The 18,852-nt window shown below is 59.5% G+C and carries 22 protein-coding genes and 1 tRNA gene; 5 read left to right on the top strand and 18 right to left on the bottom strand.

What is annotated here, in order from left to right; all coding sequences use genetic code 11:
* Positions 1–168 precede the first annotated feature (168 nt).
* The 4 genes from NE357_RS08955 to NE357_RS08940 all read right to left on the bottom strand — a co-directional run bounded on the left by NE357_RS08955 (position 169) and on the right by NE357_RS08940 (position 1,880).
* Complete coding sequence (locus NE357_RS08955; RefSeq protein ID WP_169429543.1) at positions 169–333, bottom strand: hypothetical protein; 165 nt, start codon at positions 331–333, stop codon at positions 169–171.
* Between the two features lie 121 nt (positions 334–454).
* Positions 455–877 (bottom strand): YMGG-like glycine zipper-containing protein, encoded by a 423-nt coding sequence (locus tag NE357_RS08950; protein ID WP_169429542.1) that lies wholly within the window; start codon positions 875–877, stop codon positions 455–457.
* Positions 878–1,013: 136 nt separating this feature from the next.
* Positions 1,014–1,382 (bottom strand): bacteriocin, encoded by a 369-nt coding sequence (locus NE357_RS08945; RefSeq protein ID WP_065258038.1) that lies wholly within the window; start codon positions 1,380–1,382, stop codon positions 1,014–1,016.
* Between the two features lie 309 nt (positions 1,383–1,691).
* Positions 1,692–1,880, bottom strand: coding sequence for a hypothetical protein (locus tag NE357_RS08940; protein ID WP_085690513.1), 189 nt, complete (start codon positions 1,878–1,880; stop codon positions 1,692–1,694).
* 244 nt (positions 1,881–2,124) lie between these two features.
* Between NE357_RS08940 and NE357_RS08935 the strand changes: the two genes are divergently transcribed.
* Positions 2,125–2,400 carry a hypothetical protein gene (locus NE357_RS08935; RefSeq protein ID WP_169429541.1) on the top strand — a complete coding sequence of 92 codons (276 nt, stop codon included), beginning with the start codon at positions 2,125–2,127 and terminating at the stop codon, positions 2,398–2,400.
* Positions 2,401–2,455: 55 nt separating this feature from the next.
* Here NE357_RS08935 and NE357_RS08930 read toward each other — a convergent pair whose 3' ends face one another.
* Positions 2,456–2,776: a YbjQ family protein gene (locus NE357_RS08930; protein ID WP_169429540.1), complete on the bottom strand. Its 321-nt coding sequence runs from the start codon at positions 2,774–2,776 to the stop codon at positions 2,456–2,458.
* A 153-nt stretch (positions 2,777–2,929) separates the two neighbouring features.
* A tRNA-Ser gene (locus NE357_RS08925) sits at positions 2,930–3,019 on the bottom strand.
* A 307-nt stretch (positions 3,020–3,326) separates the two neighbouring features.
* Between NE357_RS08925 and NE357_RS08920 the strand changes: the two genes are divergently transcribed.
* From NE357_RS08920 to NE357_RS08910, 3 genes are all read left to right on the top strand, one after another.
* Entirely contained in the window at positions 3,327–4,016 is a 690-nt protein-coding gene (locus NE357_RS08920) for a crotonase/enoyl-CoA hydratase family protein (RefSeq protein WP_085732367.1), read from the top strand.
* 215 nt (positions 4,017–4,231) lie between these two features.
* Positions 4,232–4,954, top strand: a complete 723-nt coding sequence (locus NE357_RS08915) for a 1-acylglycerol-3-phosphate O-acyltransferase (RefSeq protein WP_169429539.1) — start codon at positions 4,232–4,234, stop codon at positions 4,952–4,954.
* Between the two features lie 134 nt (positions 4,955–5,088).
* Positions 5,089–6,060 carry a magnesium and cobalt transport protein CorA gene (locus NE357_RS08910; protein ID WP_169429538.1) on the top strand — a complete coding sequence of 324 codons (972 nt, stop codon included), beginning with the start codon at positions 5,089–5,091 and terminating at the stop codon, positions 6,058–6,060.
* 39 nt (positions 6,061–6,099) lie between these two features.
* Here NE357_RS08910 and NE357_RS08905 read toward each other — a convergent pair whose 3' ends face one another.
* The 3 genes from NE357_RS08905 to NE357_RS08895 form a co-directional block, all read right to left on the bottom strand.
* Entirely contained in the window at positions 6,100–6,822 is a 723-nt protein-coding gene (locus NE357_RS08905) for an amidotransferase (protein WP_169429537.1), read from the bottom strand.
* 95 nt (positions 6,823–6,917) lie between these two features.
* Positions 6,918–9,062, bottom strand: a complete 2,145-nt coding sequence (locus NE357_RS08900) for a 3-hydroxyacyl-CoA dehydrogenase NAD-binding domain-containing protein (RefSeq protein ID WP_169429536.1) — start codon at positions 9,060–9,062, stop codon at positions 6,918–6,920.
* Positions 9,063–9,079: 17 nt separating this feature from the next.
* On the bottom strand, positions 9,080–10,285 hold the full coding sequence (locus tag NE357_RS08895; RefSeq protein ID WP_169429535.1) for an acetyl-CoA C-acetyltransferase: 1,206 nt from the start codon (positions 10,283–10,285) through the stop codon (positions 9,080–9,082).
* Between the two features lie 583 nt (positions 10,286–10,868).
* Here NE357_RS08895 and NE357_RS08890 point away from each other — a divergent pair.
* The gene (locus NE357_RS08890; RefSeq protein WP_169432610.1) at positions 10,869–11,696 is read left to right on the top strand and encodes a c-type cytochrome; all 828 of its coding nucleotides are present in this window, start codon (positions 10,869–10,871) and stop codon (positions 11,694–11,696) included.
* 14 nt (positions 11,697–11,710) lie between these two features.
* On the opposite strand, the gene NE357_RS08885 is transcribed toward NE357_RS08890, so the two are convergent.
* The 9 genes from NE357_RS08885 to NE357_RS08845 form a co-directional block, all read right to left on the bottom strand.
* Positions 11,711–12,520, bottom strand: a complete 810-nt coding sequence (locus NE357_RS08885; RefSeq protein ID WP_085710657.1) for a transglutaminase family protein — start codon at positions 12,518–12,520, stop codon at positions 11,711–11,713.
* Complete coding sequence (locus NE357_RS08880) at positions 12,517–13,467, bottom strand: alpha-E domain-containing protein (RefSeq protein WP_096822958.1); 951 nt, start codon at positions 13,465–13,467, stop codon at positions 12,517–12,519. Before NE357_RS08880 ends, NE357_RS08885 begins: the two co-directional genes overlap by 4 nt.
* A 12-nt stretch (positions 13,468–13,479) precedes the next feature.
* Positions 13,480–14,889 (bottom strand): circularly permuted type 2 ATP-grasp protein, encoded by a 1,410-nt coding sequence (locus NE357_RS08875; RefSeq protein WP_169429534.1) that lies wholly within the window; start codon positions 14,887–14,889, stop codon positions 13,480–13,482.
* Positions 14,890–15,366: 477 nt separating this feature from the next.
* Complete coding sequence (locus tag NE357_RS08870; RefSeq protein ID WP_169429533.1) at positions 15,367–15,714, bottom strand: ribonuclease E inhibitor RraB; 348 nt, start codon at positions 15,712–15,714, stop codon at positions 15,367–15,369.
* 209 nt (positions 15,715–15,923) lie between these two features.
* Positions 15,924–16,157 carry a hypothetical protein gene (locus tag NE357_RS08865; RefSeq protein ID WP_085710655.1) on the bottom strand — a complete coding sequence of 78 codons (234 nt, stop codon included), beginning with the start codon at positions 16,155–16,157 and terminating at the stop codon, positions 15,924–15,926.
* 217 nt (positions 16,158–16,374) lie between these two features.
* On the bottom strand, positions 16,375–17,250 hold the full coding sequence (gene speE, locus NE357_RS08860) for a polyamine aminopropyltransferase (RefSeq protein WP_085608797.1): 876 nt from the start codon (positions 17,248–17,250) through the stop codon (positions 16,375–16,377).
* A 135-nt stretch (positions 17,251–17,385) separates the two neighbouring features.
* Positions 17,386–17,577: a PLDc N-terminal domain-containing protein gene (locus NE357_RS08855; protein WP_003223221.1), complete on the bottom strand. Its 192-nt coding sequence runs from the start codon at positions 17,575–17,577 to the stop codon at positions 17,386–17,388.
* Positions 17,578–17,648: 71 nt separating this feature from the next.
* Positions 17,649–18,179 (bottom strand): hypothetical protein, encoded by a 531-nt coding sequence (locus tag NE357_RS08850; RefSeq protein ID WP_011333215.1) that lies wholly within the window; start codon positions 18,177–18,179, stop codon positions 17,649–17,651.
* Between the two features lie 89 nt (positions 18,180–18,268).
* Positions 18,269–18,787, bottom strand: a complete 519-nt coding sequence (locus NE357_RS08845; RefSeq protein ID WP_169429532.1) for an ankyrin repeat domain-containing protein — start codon at positions 18,785–18,787, stop codon at positions 18,269–18,271.
* Positions 18,788–18,852: the final 65 nt, after the last annotated feature.

Raw genomic sequence — 18,852 nt, 5'->3', positions numbered from 1 at the left:
TCATCACAAATGTCACTCGGACTAAAAGCTTATGAACTCACAATCGGGAAAGAGTCCAACCTAGAGGATATTGTGTTTATTTTTGACTACGAAGATCAAAATCTAACCAACGATCCAGAAAAACAACGATCCTTTTACCTGGAATGGATAAAGTCCTAAAAAATCAAATCACTCATCATCATCAAAATCCTCATACTCAAGCTCCTCCTCACCCTCCATAAGCGGAACCGTCGCATCATCCATCAACGACCCCGGATCTTCATTCCCCGGATCGTTGATAAACGGCAACCCGCTCGGACCTTTTTCTTCCTTGCCTTCGGTTTCGGGAGTCATGGCGCACCTCGTGAATATCAGTCGTGTAAACGTTCGAAAAGTATGGTCGCGAATCGTTCCTGCGCATGACGCACAGACAAGAAAAACCCGGCATAACGCCGGGTTTCCGTAGACCGATCACTCAATGATGACGGTTCTTGTGTTTGTACTTGTGCTTGTGGCCTCCCCCAGAGTGAGATCTACCACCATCGTCACCGAGGTTGTTGCCGACCGCGCCACCCGCCGCGCCACCCAATCCTGCGCCGATGGCCGAACCGGTGGAGCCGCCGAGGCTGTTGCCGATCACTGAACCGCCAGCGGCACCGAGGCCGCCGCCAATGGCAGCTTCCGTGCGATTGTGCTTGTTCGCTCCGACGGCACTGCCAGCCGCACCGCCCACGCCGGCACCAACCGCAGCACCCGTGCTGCCACCAAGCTGTCCGCCGACAACATTACCCAGCACACCGCCCAGACCACCACCGACCGCCGCGGAACCATCGCCGGCAGCCATGGCGCCCTGCGCCACAAGCAATCCTAAAACCAATGCAGTTAAAGTCGATCGCATACAGACCTCGCAGGTCCCGGATCGGGACGGTATGCCCGGAGAGGGGCTATATGCAATTGGAGGTGTATTTCGGAAAAACGTTCAGCAACGAAAAGGCCCGGCATAAAGCCGGGCCTTTTCAGACATGCATTCGCGATCAGTGACGCTTGTGGCCCTTGGACAGGTTGCTGCCCACTGCGCCGCCAGCTGCGCCACCCAGGCCGGCGCCGATGGTCGCGCCGTTCTTGCCACCCAGGCTGTTGCCGATGATCGAACCGCCCGCCGCGCCAACACCGCCGCCAATGGCCGCTTTGGTGCGGGCGCCTTTCTTCGCTGCCAAGGCACCGCCGGCCGCACCTGCTACACCGGCACCAATGGCCGCGCCTGTGCTGCCGCCCATTTTCTGGCCGACCACATTACCCAGCGCGCCACCCAGACCGCCACCCAGTGCGGCGGTACCATCACCAGCCATTGCACCTTGAGCAACCAGAAGCCCCAGAACCAGAGCAGGCAGAGTTAAACGCATGTCGAAAACCTCAACAAAAGGAAGAAAAAAGGGCGCAGATTGAATGCTGTTGTCGCGGCAATGTCCAGCACCCCCGCGCACTTGGCGCCGATTGGACAGCAATTTTTAAAAAGGTTTTATGGCAGGCAAAAAAAAGCCCGCTGGGGAGACGGGCTGGAGACTTGCTTTCTAACGGATGGCTTCACCCTACGTAGAAGGGTGTGAAAAGTTTGTGAAAGAAGCCAAATGAATCAGCAATTTCTGTAGGGCATATCTCTCGAATCAGCGATAAAAAACCCCGCTCGATGGCGGGGTACTGTGGCATCCGGATTACTTCCTGGAACGTGCCGTCACCTTGGGCAGAAATTTGGCTTTAGGCCCCTTGGGTGCTGTCGACTTGATCTTGCCGGTCTGCACCGGATCTTCTCCGAAGCCCGCCTGATACTCAGTTTGGCCACAGCGTACGCAATTGTTGAATGGAAACTCAGCCCCGTCGTCTTCGATGTACGGATCAGTCATCTCTTCACCCCTTTCAAAAGCGGGTCGATACCGGCAAGACCCTTTTGCCTGGAAAAATATCGACCTCCAAGGCTTTTGAGACTAGCCGGTCATTCCTGGACTTGTGATTCATACCGTCCGACGCCCGACGAATGGCCTACACAAAAACTCAGCGCGATGATGAACCATTGGTCCCACACAGCTAAAGATTCTCGGCGACTGGCCGTTGCCCTTTTTCCTACGCAATGAATCTCAAGGAGAGAACATGGAAATCAAAGGATTCCCACCGATGCCTGTTGTAAAGCTCACGGACGAGCAGATCGCCGCCGGTAAAGCCGGAGCGGAAAAATTCAAGGAGAAGCTTGCCTCAGGTGAAATCGTCATCAAGCCACTGGACGGACCCAGTCCAGTGCAGCCTGGCAAACCTGGCGTGATCTACCACCCAGACCCGGTCCAGCCTGGCGGTACGCCAATGGTTGCAATCGATACGCCCCTGACCTACGACTCGAAAGGCACTGTCGTACTCAAACCACAGGGCTGATTCAAGGCAAGGAGCCCATTGCGTTGAATGGGCTCACAAATCTGTTAACCGCTGCTCAGCGCAGCTTGACCGCCGTGCCCATCGCGAACACCACAACCATGCCGCCCTTCCCCGCAGGCATGCTGATCTCGAAATCCACCCCGACCACCGCATCCGCCTGCAACGCCCGTGCACGCTCCTTGATCTCGTCAGTCGCCTGCATACGCGCCTCCTTCAACGCCCGCTCCAGCGTCTGCGAACGCCCACCGAAAAAGTCCCGCATCCCGGCGAACATATCGCGAATCACATTCACGCCCTGCACCGACTCGGCACTGACGATGTCCAGATAGGCCGTAATCTGCCGGCCTTCGATGGAGTGGGTGGTGGAAATGATCATTGAGGTCGCCCTTTTACATGCCGGATAAAACCGCGATTGTACTGCCCCGGCAAAATGAAGCCGACCCCATCTCTGTGACCAAAAAATCCGGACACCAGAATGCACAAAACCCCTGATTTCTTTCGAAACCAGGGGTTTTGTTTACATCGAATTTGGCGGTGAAGGAGAGATTCGAACTCTCGATACAGTTTCCTGTATACACACTTTCCAGGCGTGCTCCTTAAGCCACTCGGACACTTCACCGTATCTCTTCAAACATGTTCTGTCTGTCGAGGCGCGCTAATGTAGTCGAAAGCTTTTCTGATGGCAAACTTTTTTTCAGAATTTTCATGCGGTTAAGAGAAAAAGTCGTTTCCGCCATCGATGGGCCATGGCGATCCGGCCAATCTCGGGTGAGCGCGGCCCTTCTATATAGGCGCGCAGGCGTTTGCCGTGGGGCACGTTGCGGTGTATCAGCCGCTCCAGGGTGACCGGCGGGTCAGTCACAGTGCTTTACCTGACCGGCGACGGTGGGTAACGTCTGCCCATCTTTCTTATAAGGAATTGCGCCATGAGCGACCTGATTGCCTACCACCTCGAAGACGGTATCGCGACCCTGACCCTGAGCAACGGCAAGGTCAACGCCATTTCCCCGGACGTGATCGCAGCCTTCAACGCGGCGCTGGATCAGGCGGTGGCGGATCGCGCAATCGTGATCATTACCGGCCAGCCGGGCATTCTCTCCGGCGGCTACGATTTGAAGGTGATGACCGCCGGCCCTAAAGAAGCCGTGTCGCTGGTAACCGCCGGCTCGACCCTCGCCCGTCGTCTGCTGTCGCACCCGTTCCCGGTGATCGTTGCCTGCCCGGGTCATGCCGTGGCCAAGGGTGCGTTCATTCTGTTGTCCGCCGATTACCGGATCGGTGTCGACGGCCCATTCAGCATTGGTCTGAACGAAGTGCAGATCGGCATGACCATGCACCACGCCGGCATCGAGCTGGCCCGCGATCGCCTGCGTCGCTCAGCCTTCCATCGCTCGGTGATCAACGGCGAGATGTTCGATCCGCAAAGTGCTGTGGATGCTGGTTTCCTCGATAAAGTAGTTTCGGCCGAAGAGCTGCAAGGTGCCGCCCTCGCCGCTGCGCGTCAGTTGAAGAAGATCAACATGACTGCGCACAAGAACACCAAGCTCAAGGTGCGCAAGGCGCTGCTGGAAACACTGGATAACGCGATCATTCAGGATCAGGAACACTTGGGCTGAGCCCCTTCGCTCCTTTCAAAGAAAAGCCCGACCATCGTGTCGGGCTTTTTCTTACGTGCACGGTTTAAAACTCCCCGGCAGCTCTAGGACGCATCTGACCGCTAAATTGGAAACATGCGCTTAAACATCGCCCATCTCCTGACTCTATAGCGGCAATTGCCGAAAACAGTGCACATCCGTACACTGCGCCACCTTTTGTCCCGGTGGGCCTGAAAATGCTGTTTGTGTTTCGTATGTTATTGATGGGTCTGCACTTTATTCTTGCGGGTGTGCTCGGAGTGATTCTCGGACTGTGCCGGCCATTCAATCCGGATAACAGTCGTCTGTGCGCCCGTCTCTATGCCCTGCCGGCCATGTGCATCCTGCGCCTGCGAGTGAAGGCAGACGTCGGACAGCTGATGAACAAGCCCGGCAGTTGCGTGATCATCGCCAACCATCAGTCCAACTATGACCTGTTCGTGTTCGGCAACGTAGTGCCGCGGCGGACCGTGTGCATCGGCAAAAAAAGCCTGAAATGGGTGCCGCTGTTCGGGCAACTGTTCTGGCTGGCCGGCAATGTGTTGATTGATCGCGGTAACGCGCGCAAGGCACGTCAGTCGATGCTGACCACCACCGACACCTTGCAGCATAAAGACACCTCGATCTGGGTATTCCCGGAAGGCACGCGCAACCTGGGCGAAGAACTGCTGCCATTCAAGAAAGGTGCATTCCAGATGGCCATCGCTGCTGGCGTGCCGATCGTCCCGGTGTGTGTCAGCAGCTACATCAAGCACATGCGTCTGAACCGCTGGCGCAGCGGGAAAATTCTCATACGCTCGCTGCCGGCGATTCCTACCGCCGGCCTGACCATGGACGACATGCCCATGCTCATCAGCCAGTGCCGCGAACAGATGCGCGAATGCATCGAAGCGATGGATCGACAACTGCAAGCTGCGTGAAAAAGAAACCCGCCCTGTGCGGGTTTTCTTTTGCCCGGTGAACTGTGCAGATTTCACTGACTCTCAAGCAGCGACACGGCTAAGCTGAAGCCATGCCTCCCCTGCCATCAGCCAAGAAGAAGTGAACCACCACCATGGGTCGAGTTGTTGCTGCTGCGGTTTACAGCGCCGGTAAGAAAGTCACCAATATTTCCCTCGATGAAGGCGCCGCCTGGGCCGCCAAGACCGGGCACTTCGTCTGGATCGGCCTCGAAGAGCCGAACGCCCAGGAGCTGACCAACCTGCAACGCCAGTTCAACCTGCACGAACTGGCCATCGAGGATGCTCTGGAAAAACACAGTCGTCCGAAGCTGGAAACCTTTGGCGACGCCTTGTTTATCGTCACTTACTCACCCGTGCGCCAGCACGGGATTTTGCAGTTCATCGAAACTCATATCTTCGCCGGCAAGGGCTACATCATCACCGCGCGCAATGGTCATTCGGCTTCCTACGCCCATGTCCGTCAACGCTGTGAGGCGCGGCCGCTGCTGCTGGAACACGGGGAAGATTTCGTACTGTATGCGCTGCTGGATTTCGTCATCGAAAACTACCAGCCGGTGGGCGAAGCAATCCACGCCGAGATCGATGAACTGGAACGCAATGTGTTGTGCAGCGCGCTGAATGAGCACGATATCCAGAAACTTCATGGCCTGCGCCGCGACGTACTGCGCTTGCGTCGATACGCAGCACCGATGGTGGAAATCGGCGAGGAATTGCAGAAACTGAGCTTCCCCTTCATCGACAAGAACATGCGCCCTTACTTTCGCGATGTGCAGATCCATGTCACACGGCAAATGGAAGACCTGACCACCCTGGCCGACATTGCGAGCCAGACCATCGAGGTTGGTGTATTGCTGGAAGCGTCACGGCAAAGCGTGGTGCAACGCAAGTTCGCGGCATGGGCGGCGATTCTGGCCTTCCCGACAGCGGTGGCCGGGATCTACGGGATGAATTTTCAGAACATGCCGGAGCTGAGCTGGCACTACGGCTATTTCGCCGTGCTGGGCTTTATCACGGTGGGCTGCGTGAGCCTGTGGGCGAGCTTCAAGAAATCAGGCTGGCTGTAAGAAAAAAAGCCCCCGCGCAGGACACGGGGGCTTTCGGGTTCAAGCAGCGTTTGGCTTGTGCGCCACGAAACGCATCATCCATTCCGCCACCGTGGTGCCGTGGTGATCGTTCTCAAGGCTGGCCACGCCCTTGCTGTACACCTGCTCGCCCAGCGCTTCCTGACGCAGATCCAGCAGCGCCCGCGAATAGTCGTGGATGAACTCCGGATGCCCCTGGAAGCACAGTACCTGATCGTTGATGTGGTACGCGGCGAACGGGCAGAAATCGCTGGAAGCAATCACCGTGGCGTTCTCCGGCAGTGCCGTGACCTGATCCTGGTGGCTGATCAACAGCGTCAGCTCTTCACGCACCGGGCTCATCCACGGCGCCTTGGCCGCCAGTTTGTAATTGTGAATGCCGACACCCCAGCCTTGCGTGGCGCGCTCGCTCTTGCCGCCCAGCAGCAGCGCCAGCAACTGATGGCCGAAGCACACGCCGAGCAGTTTGTCGCCGCGCTCATAGCGGGTCAGCAAGTATTGCTTGAGGGTTTGGATCCACGGGGCGGTGCCGAACGAGTCAGCCTTGCTGCCGGTGACCAGATACGCATCGAAGGTCAGGTCATCACTCGGATAGTCGCCCTGCATCACGTTGTACACCGTGAACTCGGCGGCGATCGGCTGTTGCGAGAACAGGCGCTGGAACATCTGCCCGTAACCCTGATATTGATCGACCAGTTCCGGACGCAGGATGTCGGTTTCCAGAATGCAGATGCGTAACGACATAAAAAATACCTGACACGTGATGGGAATAATGCACAGCTCAGAGCCTGCCTTGAAACCACCCGGCAAGGCAAGCCCCGAAATGCGTCCCCGCCCCGTTAGAACAACTCGCCCTTCGCAGCTTTTTCCAGCAACAAGGCTGGCGGTGCGAAACGCTCGCCGTACTGCTCCGCCAGGTACTGCGCCCGCGCGACGAAATCCTTCACGCCATATTGATTGATGAACTGCAACGCGCCGCCCGTCCAGGCCGCGAAGCCGATGCCGAAGATCGAACCGACGTTGGCATCCGCCGTCGAAGTCAGCACGCCCTCCTCTACGCAACGCACAGTCTCGATGGCCTGCACGAACAGCAGTCGATCACGCACATCCTTGGGCGAAATCTGCCCGTCGGCTTTCTCGAAACGGGCTTTCAGTTCGGGCCACAGATGTTTCTGCCCACCCGCCGGGTACTCATAAAAACCGCCGCCCGCTGCCTTGCCCGGCCGCTTGTATTCGTTGAGCAGCAAGTCAATCACGGCGAACGCCGGGTGCTCAATCAGCGGTTTCCCTTCTGCTTGCAGGTCTTTGGCCGTTTGCTGACGGATATGGCTCATCAGGCTGAGGGAAACTTCGTCAGAGATCGCCAGCGGCCCGATGGGCATGCCGGCCTTGCGCGCTTCGGTCTCGATCATCGGCGCGCTGACGCCTTCACCGAGCATGGCGATGCCTTCGTTGGTGAAAGTGCCGAACACCCGCGAGGTAAAGAAGCCGCGACTGTCATTGACCACAATCGGCGTTTTCTTGATTTGCAGTACGAAATCGAACCCGCGTGCGAGGGTTTCGTCGCTGGTTTGCGCACCCTTGATGATTTCCACCAGTGGCATTTTTTCCACCGGGCTGAAGAAGTGCAGGCCGATGAACTTGCTCTGATCCGGCACCGCAGCCGCCAGCCCGGTGATGGGCAAGGTCGAAGTATTGGAGGCAATCACCGCGTCGGCGCCAGCCACCTGCTGCGCCGCCGCCGAGACTTTGGCCTTGAGTTGACGATCCTCGAACACCGCCTCGATGATCAGATCGCAACCCGCCAGATCGGCATCGCTTTCGGTCGGGTGGATACGCGCCAGCACCGCTTCACGCTGCTCCGAGGACATTTGCCCGCGAGCAACTTTCTTGTCCAGCAGTGCCGCCGAATGCGCCTTGCCCTTTTGCGCGGCGGCAAGGTTGATGTCCTTGAGCACCACGTCGATCCCGGCCACAGCGCTGACATAGGCGATTCCCGCCCCCATCATCCCGGCGCCGAGCACGCCCACACGCTTCGTCGCATAAGGTGCAAAACCCTGCGGACGCGAACCGCCGGCATTGATTTCATTGAGCTGGAACCAGAACGTGCCGATGAGGTTTTTCGAGATCTGGCCGGTGGTCAACTCAGTGAAGTAACGGGTTTCGATCAGGTGCGCGGTGTCGAAATCCACCTGCGCGCCTTCCACCGCCGCGCACAAAATCTTCTCCGGTGCCGGAAGAGTGCCTTGGGTTTTGGCGCGCAGGATCGACGGCGCAATCGCCAGCATCTGTGCAACCTTCGGGTTTGACGGCGTGCCGCCGGGAATCTGATAACCCTTCACATCCCAACGCTGCACGGCCGCAGGATTGGCCAGAATCCAGGCCCGGGCCTTGGCCAGCAGCTCATCGCGATCCGCTGCCAGCTCATCAATCAGCCCCGCCTGCAACGCCTGCTGCGGACGGACTTTCTTGCCTTCGAGCAGATATGGCAGGGCTTTTTCGATGCCGAGCATACGCACCATGCGCACCACTCCACCACCGCCCGGCAACAGGCCAAGGGTCACTTCCGGCAGGCCGAGTTGCACCGACGCATCGTCCAGCGCCACTCGATGGTGGCAGGCCAGGCAGATTTCCCAGCCGCCACCGAGCGCCGCGCCGTTGATCGCCGCGACCACCGGTTTGCCGAGGGTTTCCAGGGTGCGCAACTGGCTCTTCAGGGTCAGCACCATGTCGTAGAAAGCCTTGGCTTCAGGCTTGCCGACCTTGATCAGTTCATTCAGGTCGCCGCCGGCGAAAAAGGTTTTCTTGGCCGAAGTGATGATCACCCCGGCGATGTCATCTTTTTCCGCCTGCAAACGGGCGACGCTTTCAGCCATGGCCGCGCGGTACACCGCGTTCATGGTGTTGGCGCTCTGGCCTGGCATGTCGATGGTCAAGAGGACGATGCCGTCCTGACCTTTTTCGTAACGAATGGCTTGGGTCATGACAAGGTTCCTTGGGGTCAGAGGCGTTCGATGATGGTCGCGATGCCCATGCCGCCGCCGACGCACAGCGTCGCGAGGCCATAGCGCAGGCGCCGGGCTTCCAGTTCATCGAGCAAGGTGCCAAGAATTGCGCAACCGGTGGCGCCCAGCGGATGGCCCATCGCAATCGAGCCGCCGTTGACGTTGACCTTGTCCGGGTCGACGGCCATGTCCTTGATGAATTTGAGTACCACCGAGGCAAACGCCTCGTTGACCTCGAACAGATCAATGTCTTCGACCCGCAGCCCGGCTTTGGCCAGCGCCTTGCGAGTGGCCGGCGCCGGGCCGGTGAGCATGATGGTCGGGTCGGTGCTGGTGACCGCCGTGGCGACAATCCGCGCGCGGGGTTGCAGGCCCAGTGCCCGGCCCTTGGCCTCGGAGCCGATCAACATCAGCGCCGCACCGTCGACGATCCCCGAACTGTTGCCCGGCGTGTGCACATGGTTGATTCGCTCGACATGGCTGTAGACCCGCAGCGCCGTGGCGTCGAAGCCCATCTGGCCGATCATCTCGAAGCTCGGCTTGAGTTTGCCCAGACCTTCGAGGGTCGACTCGGCGCGAATGAACTCATCGTGATCGAGCAGGATGATGCCGTTCTGGTCCTGCACCGGTACCAACGACTTGTTGAACGATCCGTCGGCACGGGCACGGGCGGCTTTCTGTTGCGAGTGCAGCGCGTAGGCATCGACGTCCTGACGACTGAAGCCTTCAAGGGTGGCGATCAGGTCGGCACCGACACCTTGAGGGGTGAAATGGCTGTGCAGGTTGGTCTGCGGATCCAGCGCCCAGGCGCCGCCGTCGCTGCCCATCGGCACGCGGGACATGGATTCGACGCCGCCGACCACCACCAGGTCTTCGAACCCGGAGCGCACTTTCATTGCCCCCAGGTTTACCGCTTCCAGGCCCGAGGCGCAGAACCGGTTGATCTGCACGCCAGCGACACTGACGTCCCAATCGGCCACCTGCACGGCGGTCTTGGCGATGTCCGAACCTTGATCGCCAATCGGCGTGACACAGCCGAGCACCACGTCATCGACCTGGCTGGTGTCCAGCGCCGTGCGCGCCTGCAACGCGGTCAGCAGCCCGGCCACCAGGTTCACCGGTTTGACGCTGTGCAGCGAACCGTCGGTCTTGCCCCTGCCACGGGGCGTGCGTAACGCGTCGAAAATCAAAGCTTGGGTCATGACGTTCTCGAACCTGTGCGGTGAGTGAAATTCGTGCCTCCACTCTTGGCCGGGGGGCTTTCGGAATCAATGACCACAGCGCTCAATGACGTTGACGCGCACGCTCAGACGGACGGTCATTCCCGGCCAGGTTAACCGGTTCAGGTCGCCAAGCTGTCTAGCAAAAGGGCGGCAAAGGAGCTGGCAATGGGCCTCATGCCTTTTTAATCGCGTTCAGCAGCAAATACATATGAAATGGATCTAAGCCAAGCGTGACGCGGGCCCTAAGGTGAACATGTACGTCGTTGTCGTCGGGTTTTGCCGAGGCAGGCGTTCTTCAACAGGAAGTGCAGCGCTTGCCATCATGGACATGCAGGCAGGCATCAGGAAATAACAATAAAGGCGGTCAAGCCATGTTCAAACAACCGAAAGTTCGTCAAGCAGGGCTCATTCTTTTCGCCACGACGCTGCTGTTGATATTGCCGAATCTGACCAAGGTCATCGGCTGATTCAAGCGGCAGGTATTGCGTATCGCCACTGAAAATGTGACTGGCCCGCTACCCGGGCCAGCGTGGCTGTGCCAACCTTTACGCACTTCCACGACATGGACGGCGATCAATTGAAAACGCTCATTCTCTTTGGGGCCATGCTGCTGAGCCTGCCCCTGTCTGCCGCACAGCTGAATCTGGAGCTGGGCGCGAACAGCCGCACCTGGCAGACCGAGGAATTGCTCAAGCATCCTCAGGTACAAACCCTCACGATCAAGAATGATGTGTCCTACAAGAAGGACATGACCTATCGCGCCATACCCGTGGCCGCATTGCTGACCGGGATCAAACCGCAAGATCACCTGCAGGCGGTGGCACTGGACGGTTTCGCCGCCGAGCTGGCCGCTGCACCGCTGCTCAACACCAAAGGTTCCCGCGCCTGGCTGGCCATCGAAGACCCGGCCCACCCATGGCCGCTGCTGTCGGAAGGCAAGCACAGCGCCGGCCCGTTCTATCTGGTGTGGACCGATCCCCAGGCCGGCAAAATCAGCCCGGAACAATGGCCGTTCGAAGTCGCCAGCATCAAGCGTATGGCGCCGGTGGCCGAGCGCTTCCCTGCCCTGCTGCCGGATCCTGCGTTGAAGGCCGACGACCCGGTGAATCAGGGGTTTGCGCTATTCCAGAAGAACTGCCTGGCCTGCCATCGCCTGAATGGCGCGGGCGATGCGCAGTTCGGGCCTGACCTGAATATTCCCTACAACCCGACCGAGTATTTCGGCGCGGACTTCCTCAAGCGCTACATCCGCGATCCGCAGAGTTTGCGTCAGTGGCCGCAGGCGAAAATGCCGGGGTTTTCCGCCGAGGTGTTGCCGGATGCGGATCTGCAGAAACTGATCGGGTATTTGCAGCACATGGCCGGGCGCAAGGTTGCGCCCGCCCAGTAAGCCAGCTACGCCGTTTACTGCTGCTGCACCGAAATGATTGGCGCGGGTGTCGGCGACACCAGCACTTTCGCGTGCATCTGCTCTGACCCGCCGCCACGGCGCATGCCCCGCACCGGGCAGGCGTCGAGGTAATCCAGCCCCACCGCCAGTTTCAGGTGTCGCTCCGGCCGCGCCAGTTCATTGGTCACGTCAAAGCTGTACCAGGCGTCATCGATCCAGGCTTCGGCCCAGGCGTGACTGGCCAGATGCTCGCAATCCTCGCTGTACAGATAACCCGACACATAACGTGACGGCACGCCCAGGCTGCGCGCGCAAGCCAGAAACGCGTGGGCATGATCCTGGCAAACACCCGCCCGGCCGGCAAACGCCTCGGCGGCGCTGGTGTCGACTTCGGTAGAGCCGGGCTTGTAAGTCATGTGCTGGTTCAAACCGTGCATCAGGTCAATCAATGCGTTGCGGTCGCGTCGTTGCTTGCAGGATTTTTCGGCGAACGCCCGCAGTGCCTCGTCAGCCTCGGTCAGCCGGGTAAAACGCAGGAACGGCAATGCCGACTGGCTCTCATGCTCCGCCTCGCGCAACTCGTCGATATCGACCTGACCACGGGCGCCGATGATGATCGCTTCATGGGGCTCGTCCATGGTCAGCACATGCAGGATGTTGCCGAACGGATCGAGCTGGGCGCGTACCGGGCGCGGCAGGTCGAGCTGCCAGCTCAGCACATGCTGACGCTCGCTGTCGTGAGGTGTCAGGCGCAGGTACTGGATGCTCGCCCGCACCTGATCTTCGTAGTGATAGGTGGTCTCGTGGCTGATGGAAAGTCTCATGCGGCCTCCAGGTAGGAACTGTGAATGGCGTTGCCCAACTGGCGCACCAGCGGGATGAACTCGGTAAGCCAGGCGTGAAGCCCTTCCTCGAGGATTTCGTGGATACCGGTGTAGCGCAGGCGTGCGTCCATTTCCGCCGCCAGCCGTTGCGCAGGACGACCGTTGGCCCCCGGCAGTTGCGCGAGAATCTGGTCGATCTCTTCCGTGCAGGCCCGCAGCGAACGCGGCACGTCGGCGCGCAACAACAGCAGCTCGGCCACATGCCGGGCGCCGGGTGCGTCGCGGTAGATCTCGGTGTAAGCCTCGAACGATGACAAGGCTCGCAACAAGGCGCTCCACTGGTAATAGGCATGGGCGGTGCCGTCGCTGACAGCTTCCGCCTGATCGCCAGCCATTTCGTAACGGGCGTCCAGCAGGCGCAAGGTGTTGTCCGCCCGCTCGATGAAGGTGCCCAAGCGAATGAAACGAAACGCGTCATTGCGCATGATGGTGCCGTAGGACGCGCCCCGAAACAGGTGCGAACGCTCCTTGATCCACTCGCAGAAACGACTCATGCCATAACGGCTGAGGCCCTGATTGGCGATCCCGCGAATCTCCAGCCAGGTGGCGTTGATGTTCTCCCACATGTCGGCGGTGATTCGCCCGCGCACCGCGTGGGCGCTGGCTCGCGCCGCGCCGAGACAGCTGTAGATGCTCGCCGGATTAGCCGCGTCGAGGGCGAAGAAGTGCAGCAATCGCTCGGCATGCAATTCGCCGTGGCGTTCCAGGTAATCGTCCAGCGTGCCGGTGATCAGCAACGGCATCGCCAGTTCGTGCAGACCGTCGCCACGGCCGTCCTGCGGCATCAGCGACAGCGAATAGCTGACATCGAGCATCCGTGCGAGGTTTTCCGCCCGCTCCAGGTAACGCGACATCCAGTACAGATCCGAGGCAGTTCTACTTAACATGGCAGGCTTCCTTCAATCCTCGACCACCCAGGTGTCCTTGGTTCCGCCGCCCTGGGATGAATTCACCACCAGAGAGCCTTCACGCAGGGCGACACGGGTCAAACCGCCGGGTACGACCCGGGTTTCACGACCGGACAATACGAACGGGCGCAGGTCGATGTGGCGCGGCGCAATGCCGTTTTCGACAAAAGTCGGACAGGTCGACAGCGACAGCGTCGGTTGCGCGATGTACGCGTGGGGCTTGGCCTTGATCCGCTCGCGGAACGCATCGATTTCCGCAGTCGTCGCCGCCGGCCCCACGAGCATTCCGTAACCGCCGGAACCCTGGGTTTCCTTGACCACCAGATCCGGAAGATTGGCCAGCACATGGGAAAGTTCAGACGGGTTGCGGCATTGCCAGGTCGGCACGTTCTTCAGGATCGGCTCTTCGCCGAGGTAGAAACGGATCATCTCGGTGACGAACGGGTACACCGATTTGTCGTCCGCCACGCCGGTGCCGATGGCATTGGCCAGCACTACATTGCCGGAGCGATATGATGACAGCAGCCCTGGTACGCCGAGCATCGAATCCGGGCGGAAGGCCAGCGGGTCGAGGAACGCGTCGTCGAGCCGGCGGTAGATCACGTCCACCGCTTTCGGGCCGTCGGTGGTGCGCATGAAGACCTTGTCGTCGCGCACGAACAGATCGGCGCCTTCGACCAGTTCCACGCCCATTTCCCGGGCCAGGAACGCATGCTCGAAAAACGCACTGTTGAAGCGGCCCGGCGTCAGCACCACGACGCTCGGGTCGTCGATCGGGCTTGAGCTTTTCAGGGTGTCGAGCAGCAGGTTCGGGTAATGGTCGATCGGGGCGATGCGCTGGGCCGCGAACAGTTCAGGGAACAGGCGCATCATCATCTTGCGGTCTTCGAGCATGTAGCTCACGCCGCTGGGCGTACGCAGGTTGTCCTCGAGTACGTAATAGGTGCCGTCGCCGTCGCGCACCAGATCGACGCCGGAGATGTGCGAATAGATATCGCGGTGCAGATCCAGCCCCTGCATCGCCAACTGATATTGCTCGTTGGCCAGCACCTGCTCGGCGGGAATGATCCCGGCCTTGATGATGCGTTGCTCGTGGTAAAGGTCGGCGAGGAACATGTTCAACGCCTTGACCCGCTGAATACAGCCGCGCTCGACGATCCGCCATTCACTGGCCGGAATGCTGCGCGGAATGGTGTCGAAGGGAATCAGACGCTCTGTCCCTTGCTCGTCCCCGTAGAGCGTGAACGTGATACCGGCACGATGGAACAGCAGATCGGCCTCGCGTCGCCGCTGGGCCAGCAGCTCGTCAGGTGTCTCGGCCAGCCAGCGGGCAAACTCCCGGTAATGCGGGCGGATCTGGCCGCCGGCATCGTACATTTCATCAAAATAGGTGCGGATCATGCCGTACTCCTTGTCACCCCGGACATACAGGCCTTCGCAAGGCCCGTGCCATCGGCATAAACGCTTTGATTTCAATCGGTTGGATATTCACGCCACACGCACCGCACCATTCCTGTGCGGCAAATGCCCCAACCTGATCGCCCCCGCTTCATTGCGACGCAGTCCCGTCGCCTATCACCAGCATAGTCAGAGTTGATTTCACTGCCCGGCGCCGGCTGCGGATAATCCGCGCATCCGCTGCAAAAACGTCGCTGACGAAGTACGCAGCCTCACTGATCCGGCTTGCCTCGGCAGCCCTCCCGACCGTAACCCTGACCGGTTCCCTCTCCTTCCGGTCTTCCCTTTCAGCCACCCCCTCAGGTGGCTTTTTTTTGCGCCGGATTCTTGTTTCAGGGTTTTGCCATGGAGCGTTCAGGAGACAGAAACGACAACGGCCGACCCGAAGGTCAGCCGTTGCTCGACGTGTTGCGAGAGTGATCAGTTCAAACGGTGCCGGTTGCGGATCTCCTGTTTCACGCCCCAGCCTTCGATAATACCGCCCAAGGGCTCGACCACTGCCGAAAAGCCCTGCTCGAAATCGCCAATGTCGTCGTAGGTTGCGTACATCACCTTGCTCAATTCCAGGGACCACGCGCCGTCGTCGCGCGCACTGACCTGGGCATTGATGGATTCACCGCGAAACTTGCCTGCCGCCCTGCGCGCCCGCTCCTCGTCCGGGAAAATGGCGTAGAACTCGATGGGATGGAATCGGGAAAAATCGAAACCGCCTTCTTTCATGCGGCGCAGAACATTGCTGCTGATGTCTTCTTGATAGGCTGTGCTCATGAATCGTCCCCCTCGCATAGATGGATAGACTTTCCGTATTCCCGCCCCGGGCCTTTGGCCTAAGTACTTCGGCAACGTGGTTGCACGCGGGAAACAAGCATGTAGCTGACAAGACCAGACCTTAGCGATCCTTTCGCTGATCTCGCTTGCAGAGTAGCCCCAAGATAGAGCCGCTGCCAAGGCCTGGTGCGTTACAGACAAGAAGATTTTCAGATGGGAGTGATGCTGCGGATTTCTATGCTGTTCTGGGTTTTCAGGCTTTTGGCGCCTGCATCGGAGGTTCGCCCTTCCAGATCGTTCAGATCCAGTGCGGCCGCGACAGGGAGGAGTCGTTCCTTGATCAAACGGGCAGCCTCATCATCGCTGGGGCATTCCGCACGCTCGAAGACTTCATCGACAATTTCACCGTGATCATCCACGAAAGTGACTTTCCACTTTTGCATTGGAGCCTCCTCGAACAAACCCGCAAATGGGCTTACATCTATCTCGACTTTTGTCAGGAATGATCGTTCAAAAGGTTTACATCCGCCGAACATGAAAAAAAAGTTATCCCATGTGGGAGCGGGCTTGCTCGCGAAAGCGGACGACCAGTCAACTCTGCGTTGAATGATAAGACGCCTTCGCGAGCAAGCCCGCTCCCACAGGGGGTTTACAGTGCTTTTAGTCGTTGCTTGGCTTGTTTACCGCTTGCAGCACGTATTGCGGCAAGGCGAAGGCGCCGATGTGGATTTCCGGGTTGTAGTAACGGGTGACGATGCCGCTGCCGATGAAGCGCTGTTGCAGAACTTCGCGGCTCAGCTTGCGGTAGGCCGGGTTGGTCGAGCCCCAGGCGAAGGTCATCGAGCCGCCGATGTAGGTCGGCACGGCCGCCTGATAGAAGTGCCAGTCCGGGAACAGACTGCGCAGGCGACCGGCGGTGGTCTTCACTTCGTCGATCTGCATGAACGGCGTGCCGTTCTGGGTCACGAGGATGCCGCCCTCGTTAAGGCAGCGGTGGCACGCCTGGTAGAAGTTTTCCGAAAACAGTACTTCACCCGGGCCGATCGGGTCGGTGGAGTCGGAAATGATCACGTCGAACTTTTCAGTGGTGGTCGCGACGAAACGCATGCCGTCGTCGATCACCAGGTTCAGGCGTGGGTCGTCGTACGCGCCTTTGGAGTGGTTCGGCAGGAATTCCTTGCACATATCGACCACGGTGCCGTCGATCTCGACCATGGTGATGTGCTCGACGCTGGCGTGCTTGGTCACTTCGCGCAGCATGCCGCCGTCGCCACCGCCGATGATCAGCACGCGCTTGGCGGTGCCGTGGGCGAGGATCGGCACGTGCGTGAGCATTTCGTGATAGATGAACTCATCGGCCTCGGTGGTCTGAATCACGCCGTCCAGCGCCATCACCCGGCCCATGCGCGGGTTCTGGAAGATCACCAGGTGCTGGTGCTCGGTGCGCACTTCGTGCAGCAGTTTTTCCATGCGAAAACGCTGGCCGTAGCCTTCGTAGAGGGTTTCCAGGTATTCGCTGGTCTTGGTGACGGTCATGGTGAAGTGCTCCGATGAATGCGCGGGCGCCAATCGTCAGGTTCGATTGCCCGGGAAAGGCGCGCATTCTACGTTGCCGAAGATGACAGGTCGAACCTCAGTTCATCGGCCCCGCGCAATCCTTGGTGCGAACGGTCAGATCCGCACATTGCCCCGCGGCCCGGCAATCGCCCAGATGATCAGGCCCAGCACCGGCAGGAGGATGATCAACAGCACCCAGAGGATTTTCATCCCGGTCTCGGCGCCGCTCTTCAGCACGTTGATGATCGCCCAGATATCGAGGGCAAGAATGATCAGGCCGATCAGGCCGTTGAACGTGGAACCCATGGTGTCGCTCCAGAATAGTGGCATGCACTTTTAGGATAGACGGTCGCGCGCAGGGTTCCCTTTTATTGCGTTCAGACGTGCACGGCGACCTTCAGGGCTTCCAGCGACGGCGCAGCGGCGATGCCGACTTCGGCACACAGTTCCAGCACTCGCGGCACATCGTTGCCGTAGACCAGCACCACTTGCAGCTCGTCGTCGAGCAACTGGCTGAAGTTCATCAGCGTGTAGCCGCCGTTTTCCTTGTTCAGGCTGCTCATCTGCACCTGGATGCGGTTGAGCGCGGTCAGCGCTTCGGTCTTGGCCAGTTGCTTGGGCTTGAGGTTGAACTCGACGCCCGGGCCGAACGAAGCAACGATCTGCGCGAACAGATCAACATAGGTGTCGGCCTGGAACAGCACGGTCTCCGGCAGACTGCCGACCACCACCCACTCACCCAGCGGAATCGGGAAAGTGTCGTCGTAGTTGATGTCCGGGTTGGCGGTCAGAAAAGCGTCTGCATCGGCGTAGGCCTGTGCCGCTTCATCCGCGACTTTCAGAATCTCGTCTTCGCCCATGCAGCCGGAGCTGATTTTGCTGATGAGTTCGGCGAGTGCGGCTTTCATGGGGCGGATCCTGTGGCGAAGGGAATTTTGAGGGCGCGAAGGATAGCGCATTCTCGCCTTCGCCACAGAGCAGGTTCCGGCCAGCGGCTTCAGCCCAGCAGTTTTTCCAGCTGCGCGGTGGTGTCCACGGCGCCCATGGTCCGGGCGGCGTCCAGGGCGGTGACGCCATTGGCATCCGTGGCTTTCGGATCGGCGCCCTGGTCGATCAAGTAGTCGACGATTTCAACCCGGTTGAACATCGCCGCCATCATCAGCGCCGTGCGGCCATCGAAGGATGCGCCTTCAATCTGCGCCCCGCCCTCGACCAGAGCCTTGACCACGGCCAGATCCCCCTTGAACGCCGCGCCGGCAATCGGGCTCTGGCCGTTGCCATTGCGTTGCTCCGGGTCGGCCTTGTGCTTGAGCAGCACTTGCACCGCGTCCACATGGCCGTAGTAACTGGCGAGCATCAGCAAGGTGTCGCCCTTGCTGTTGGTCAGGTTCACCGGCAGACCGGCAGTAATCAGGCGATCCAGCATCACCGCATCGCCCTCGCGCGCCTTGTTGAATACCTGCTCGGTGAATTCGGCAGCTTCTTCGGGGGTCATCTGGCGGCTTTGGTCGGACATGGGGCAACTCCACTTTCGGTCAATCGGAAAGCCGATAGTTTCCCGAGCGCGGCGATAGCTGTCAT

It is taken from the genome of Pseudomonas sp. G7(2022), from assembly GCF_052660475.1.
This window is presented reverse-complemented; position numbering and strand designations above follow the sequence as displayed.

What these genes read in the sequence shown, in the direction of transcription:
- NE357_RS08910 (WP_169429538.1), top strand. Translation starts at nt 5,089, where the DNA reads ATGGGTCGAGTTGTTGCTGCTGCGGTTTACAGCGCCGGTAAGAAAGTC.
- NE357_RS08870 (WP_169429533.1), bottom strand. Translation starts at nt 15,714, where the DNA reads ATGAGCACAGCCTATCAAGAAGACATCAGCAGCAATGTTCTGCGCCGC.
- NE357_RS08880 (WP_096822958.1), bottom strand. Translation starts at nt 13,467, where the DNA reads ATGTTAAGTAGAACTGCCTCGGATCTGTACTGGATGTCGCGTTACCTG.
- NE357_RS08850 (WP_011333215.1), bottom strand. Translation starts at nt 18,179, where the DNA reads ATGAAAGCCGCACTCGCCGAACTCATCAGCAAAATCAGCTCCGGCTGC.
- NE357_RS08865 (WP_085710655.1), bottom strand. Translation starts at nt 16,157, where the DNA reads ATGCAAAAGTGGAAAGTCACTTTCGTGGATGATCACGGTGAAATTGTC.
- NE357_RS08875 (WP_169429534.1), bottom strand. Translation starts at nt 14,889, where the DNA reads ATGATCCGCACCTATTTTGATGAAATGTACGATGCCGGCGGCCAGATC.
- NE357_RS08905 (WP_169429537.1), bottom strand. Translation starts at nt 6,822, where the DNA reads ATGTCGTTACGCATCTGCATTCTGGAAACCGACATCCTGCGTCCGGAA.
- speE (WP_085608797.1), bottom strand. Translation starts at nt 17,250, where the DNA reads ATGACCGTCACCAAGACCAGCGAATACCTGGAAACCCTCTACGAAGGC.
- NE357_RS08915 (WP_169429539.1), top strand. Translation starts at nt 4,232, where the DNA reads ATGCTGTTTGTGTTTCGTATGTTATTGATGGGTCTGCACTTTATTCTT.
- NE357_RS08935 (WP_169429541.1), top strand. Translation starts at nt 2,125, where the DNA reads ATGGAAATCAAAGGATTCCCACCGATGCCTGTTGTAAAGCTCACGGAC.
- NE357_RS08950 (WP_169429542.1), bottom strand. Translation starts at nt 877, where the DNA reads ATGCGATCGACTTTAACTGCATTGGTTTTAGGATTGCTTGTGGCGCAG.
- NE357_RS08895 (WP_169429535.1), bottom strand. Translation starts at nt 10,285, where the DNA reads ATGACCCAAGCTTTGATTTTCGACGCGTTACGCACGCCCCGTGGCAGG.
- NE357_RS08945 (WP_065258038.1), bottom strand. Translation starts at nt 1,382, where the DNA reads ATGCGTTTAACTCTGCCTGCTCTGGTTCTGGGGCTTCTGGTTGCTCAA.
- NE357_RS08855 (WP_003223221.1), bottom strand. Translation starts at nt 17,577, where the DNA reads ATGGGTTCCACGTTCAACGGCCTGATCGGCCTGATCATTCTTGCCCTC.
- NE357_RS08955 (WP_169429543.1), bottom strand. Translation starts at nt 333, where the DNA reads ATGACTCCCGAAACCGAAGGCAAGGAAGAAAAAGGTCCGAGCGGGTTG.
- NE357_RS08890 (WP_169432610.1), top strand. Translation starts at nt 10,869, where the DNA reads ATGGACGGCGATCAATTGAAAACGCTCATTCTCTTTGGGGCCATGCTG.
- NE357_RS08885 (WP_085710657.1), bottom strand. Translation starts at nt 12,520, where the DNA reads ATGAGACTTTCCATCAGCCACGAGACCACCTATCACTACGAAGATCAG.
- NE357_RS08930 (WP_169429540.1), bottom strand. Translation starts at nt 2,776, where the DNA reads ATGATCATTTCCACCACCCACTCCATCGAAGGCCGGCAGATTACGGCC.
- NE357_RS08940 (WP_085690513.1), bottom strand. Translation starts at nt 1,880, where the DNA reads ATGACTGATCCGTACATCGAAGACGACGGGGCTGAGTTTCCATTCAAC.
- NE357_RS08845 (WP_169429532.1), bottom strand. Translation starts at nt 18,787, where the DNA reads ATGTCCGACCAAAGCCGCCAGATGACCCCCGAAGAAGCTGCCGAATTC.
- NE357_RS08900 (WP_169429536.1), bottom strand. Translation starts at nt 9,062, where the DNA reads ATGACCCAAGCCATTCGTTACGAAAAAGGTCAGGACGGCATCGTCCTC.
- NE357_RS08920 (WP_085732367.1), top strand. Translation starts at nt 3,327, where the DNA reads ATGAGCGACCTGATTGCCTACCACCTCGAAGACGGTATCGCGACCCTG.